The organism is Bacteroidota bacterium, assembly GCA_039111535.1.
Taxonomy (GTDB): domain Bacteria; phylum Bacteroidota; class Rhodothermia; order Rhodothermales; family JAHQVL01; genus JBCCIM01.
Map to the genome: position 1 here is coordinate 1 of JBCCIM010000310.1, position 4,622 is coordinate 4,622.

The 4,622-nt window shown below is 52.1% G+C and carries 3 protein-coding genes; all 3 read right to left on the reverse strand.

What is annotated here, in order from left to right:
• Nucleotides 1-195: 195 nt before the first annotated feature.
• Nucleotides 196-1,668, reverse strand: coding sequence for a Gfo/Idh/MocA family oxidoreductase (locus AAF564_26060; GenBank protein ID MEM8489038.1), 1,473 nt, complete (start codon nucleotides 1,666-1,668; stop codon nucleotides 196-198).
• A gap of 89 nt (nucleotides 1,669-1,757) precedes the next feature.
• Nucleotides 1,758-2,972 (reverse strand): NAD(P)/FAD-dependent oxidoreductase, encoded by a 1,215-nt coding sequence (locus AAF564_26065; protein MEM8489039.1) that lies wholly within the window; start codon nucleotides 2,970-2,972, stop codon nucleotides 1,758-1,760.
• 31 nt (nucleotides 2,973-3,003) lie between these two features.
• On the reverse strand, nucleotides 3,004-4,622 hold a 1,619-nt coding region (locus tag AAF564_26070), incomplete at its 5' end, for an aromatic amino acid hydroxylase (GenBank protein ID MEM8489040.1).

Genomic DNA, 4,622 nt, shown 5'->3' on the forward strand with positions numbered 1-4,622 from the left:
CGGGGTTTCGGGTGTTCGGGTTTTCGGGTTTTCGGGTTTTCGGGTTTTCGGGTTTTCGGGTTTTCGGGTTTTCGGGTTTTCGGGTTTTCGGGTTTTCGGGTTTTCTAAAGAATGAAATCCGTCTACAAGCAAAGACAAGCACAAAAAACCAGATTCACGAAAGAACGAATACACAAAATCACGAATACACGATTATCAAACCTCCCAGCCCTTCCGATATTCGCGCGTGACAAATTGGTTGGCGGCTTCGAAGTTGGTGATACGCGTATTTTCGCCATCCCAAAGGAGCTTCTTGCGGCCATAGTATTCCATGCGCTTCCTGTCACCATCGGTAATTTCGCGGCGTAACATGTAGCTCCGAATTGCGAGGTTGCCCATCAAGACGGTCTCAGTCATCGGGCCGGCGTAGTCGAAGGAAGACGTCAGCGCGCGGTGTGCTGCACTGTCATAGCCGGCTTTGCAGGCTTCAATCCATTTCCGCTGGTGCCCGTATTCGGGCTCAAAACCATCTTCGTTTTCCGGACCAAATTCTGTCGTGCCGTCATTCATATACAGCTTTGGCATCAGCGGTGAGCTGTCGTTGATGTTGGTTGAAATCACCCCATGTTCTCCGATAATGAGCACACCGTTCTGGCTATTTCGGCCCCCGATGTCATGGTCTGGTGGAATGGCGTCAGGATGCGCCGGCCGAATACCACCGTCGCTCCATGTCATTTCAATCGGCGCTTTGCTTTTGTCCGTTGCATCAAAGTGCAGTGTAATGAAAGAAGAGGCTGGACATCCTTCGTCGTTATAAACCATGCCTTGCCCTGGTGCGTAGAGCGTACCCACGCTGCATTCTGCGTCTTTGGGATAGCGCAAGCCCAGTGTCCGGAAGGGAATATCGATGAGGTGACACCCAACGTCTCCGAGGGCACCCGTACCAAAGTCCCACCAGCCACGCCATGCAAAGGGATGTAAACTTGGACGATAGGCGCGTTCACTTGCCGGCCCAAGCCAGAGGTCCCACTTCAACGATTCCGGCATTTCAGAAGGCGCCGGCCCCGGCGTAGGGATGCCTTGCGGCCATACAGGGCGGTTTGTCCATACCTGGACTTTGGCAATTTTGCCAAGCCGGCCTGAATCAACCCAATCCTGCACCATGCCCAACAAGGGGTTAGATCCCCCCTGATTGCCCATCTGGGTAACCAGCTGTTTCTCACGTGCCATTTCGGTGAGAATGCGCGTCTCCCTGATGTTATGCGCCATCGGTTTCTGGACGTACACATGGATACCGCGCTCCATCGCATATACAGCAGCCGGCGCATGGGTGTGATCCGGCGTTGAAATGGTTACCGCCTCAATATCCTTCTCTTCATCCAGCATGATGCGATAATCATGGTATCGTTTTGCTTTGGGATGCTCGGCAACAGCTTCTGAAGCATTGCCCGAAAAATCTACATCACACAGCGCTATTACATTTTCCATGCCTTCGTTTGAGGCATGTCGAATATCGCTGCGACCTTTTCCTCCTGCACCAATGGCAGCGAGGTTAATTCTATCGCTTGGCGCGGTATAGCCTGGCCCTCCGAGGACATAACGCGGGACGATGTAAACACTTGAGGCGGCCAGGGCACTTTTTTTGAGAAATGACCGGCGGGTAGCTTTTTTGTTTTTCGACACCTTCATGGGTACTGCATGTTGTTTTGGGTGGATGAATTCCCCACTTCCTTGCGGCACAATCGTCCAACAAGGTAATACATGCAGCTACAATTCTGCTACCCCAATTTGCCAGCGATAAATCCGGTGGTCCAGGCAGCCTGAAAATTGTATCCCCCTGTGATCGCATCAATGTCGAGCACTTCGCCTGCGAAGTAGAGGTTTTTGCAGACTTTACTCTGCATTGTAGCCAGGTCTATGCTGTCCAGACTCACGCCCCCACAAGTCACAAATTCCTCTTTGAATGTGGTTTTACCCCGCACTGGATACACATCGTTGGTAAGCACGTTCACCAGGCGATTGTGCAATTTACGCCCCGTATCGCCCCATCGCCGATCTGCGGGTATGCCTGCTTTTTCGATTAGAAACTTCCAAAGCGCAGCAGGCAAATCAAACAGCCGGCCGTTGGCAAGCATTTTTTTCGGATGCGCCATCGCGTATGCGGTTACGTGCTCCATTACAGCAGCCTGGTTTTTCTCGTGTACCCAGTTTATTTGCGCATTAAACTGATAATCCATGCCGGCAAGTTCGCGCGCACCAAAGGCTGAGAGCTTCAAAATGGCCGGGCCACTCATGCCCCAATGGGTAATCAGGATCGGCCCCGAAGCAGACAGGCGCGTGCCCTGGATTGCAGCTGTTGCAGGATCAGCCACCACACCCATCAGACGGGTGACGGGGTCTTTGGGCATGTTAAACGTGAACAGCGAAGGCAGCGGCGAAGCAATCGTATGCCCCAACGCAGACAACCAGGTCAATCCACGCTTGGTGGGAGCACCACCGGTTGCAACTACCACACGATCAAACGTACGCGGCACCGCCTCTGGCTTGCCACAGCCGAGTAACAGCTTTTCTCCATCTGGTTTGATGTATTTAACAGGGGTTTGCTTTTCGATTGTAATGCCAAGCCGGCGCGCTTCATTGAGCAGGCAATCTATTATACTTTGCGAGTTGTCTGAAACCGGAAAAACGCGCTGATCATCCTGCACGTAAAGCGGCACACCACGTGACTCAAACCAGGCGCGGGTATCAATTGTACCAAACGTGTTGAACGCCTTTTTAAGCCGACGCCCACCCCGTGGGTAGGCTTTCCAAAGCTCGTTTACGTCCGTACAGCCGTTGGTCACGTTACAACGCCCGCCGCCTGAAACGCGTACTTTAGACAAGAGTTTGCCTGATTTCTCGAACAGTACAACACGGGCAGCAGGATGGTTTAGGCGGGCGTGGATGGCAGCAAAAAAGCCGGCTGCCCCCCCGCCGATAACAGCTACATCCATGTTATACGTCTCGATATATCTCTCATTAACATCAGCCCCCGGCCATTGCAGAGTGCGGTAAATCTACATGATCAAGCATTTCAAGTCCATCCATCACCAGTGCTTCCAACGCAGGCGTTGAACTGACAATCCCGAGCAAATACGCGAGAATCTCAGCTTTCAAGTCTTCATCGCGCGACAACTCTAATACTTCGAGTGCCAGCAGCCAGTCGGTGTTGTAATCTTTCCGGATCTGATCAAAAATATCACGCAACACATCGACAGGCCAGGTACCGGTAGCGCGCAAGTCGCGCACCTGCTGGTACAATGCTTCCAGCCTGAGCGTATGGGCCGACTTTTCAGGGTGGATCGTCAGCACTTCAGAGGCATGGTACAGGTTAGGAAACGAGTAATCGTCAGCCGCGCCGGCAAAAGCTGAGATGATGTCTTTGCCTATTGCCATATCATACACCCCATCTGCCGGCGTAAACAGTACCTCGTCTTTGTACCTTACCGTACAATCTTCAAGCTGGATAATCAGCAGCTTGCCCTGGATATTGCGAATACCCGTAATGTTGAGCCCCTCTACGTGGATGCCGCTTTCAAACGCAAAAGAAAGGCGTTCGCTGTCGTAAAACTTATACGCTTTCAAATCCACTGGCCCCATGTCTTCGATCGCCAGGTTAATGCTTTTCAACTTGCCGAGGGGTGAGCTAAACCCATTCGGATACGTATCTACGCCGTGACCAATGAGTTCTTTTTCGCGATAAGCCAACGCTGTTGGGCCATCAGTTTCGAAGTAAATAACGTCGCGGTCCTCGTTCAACATCATCCGGTCAAACTTACCCGAGACCTGCAGGCCTGTACTGAGTTCAATCGTGCCCACCATGCCCGATTCGATCAGCTTTTTCAGACCACGGTACCCGCCTTTGCGCAGGCTCATGGTGTTAGCAAACTCTTCGATTACCTGCATCAGGTAAGAAAAGTCAGGGGTGACAAACAACTGCGGCTGGGGTTTGGTGATGTCAAACCCTACATCGGCGGCTTCAATCGAATAAGGCAGTTTGCCCACTTCATCCCGCATACACCAGCGGCTTTCACCGATAGATGAAAGCAAGCCGGCGCCGTAAATTTTGGGGTCATCCATTTCACCGATTAGCCCGTACTCAACGCTCCACCACTGCAAATTTCGGATCTGCGCCATTTCAGAAAACGCAACTTCCATAGCCTGGAGGCGGTCAACTTCTACAGCCGCCTCATCAATTTCAGCTTGACTGATCCCCTCCGCTTCTTTCAAGATGGAGAGTTTGCGCACGGCCTCGTAGAGGTCAATGTCGTGTTTAGACAGAATCGCTTTGGCGCCAACGGCACCAAGCCGGCGCAGGTATTCAGCGTAGTCAGGATTTGCGATAATCGGCGCGTGACCAGCAGCTTCATGAATGATGTCTGGTGCCGGCGTGTATTCGATGTTCTCCAGTTGGCGGATATCCGATTCAATCACTAGCACCTTGTACGCCTGGAATTCCATAAAGGCATTGGGTGGGATAAATCCATCAACAGCAACCGCGGCCCAGCCAATTTCGCGCAAAATGCGGTTCATGCCGTACATGCTTGGGATCTCGAAAAAGAGGCTCATTTCACCGGAATAAGAGTGAAACCCAAGAGCTTGGA

What these genes read in the sequence shown, in the direction of transcription:
- AAF564_26060 (MEM8489038.1), bottom strand. Translation starts at nt 1,668, where the DNA reads ATGAAGGTGTCGAAAAACAAAAAAGCTACCCGCCGGTCATTTCTCAAA.
- AAF564_26065 (MEM8489039.1), bottom strand. Translation starts at nt 2,972, where the DNA reads ATGGATGTAGCTGTTATCGGCGGGGGGGCAGCCGGCTTTTTTGCTGCC.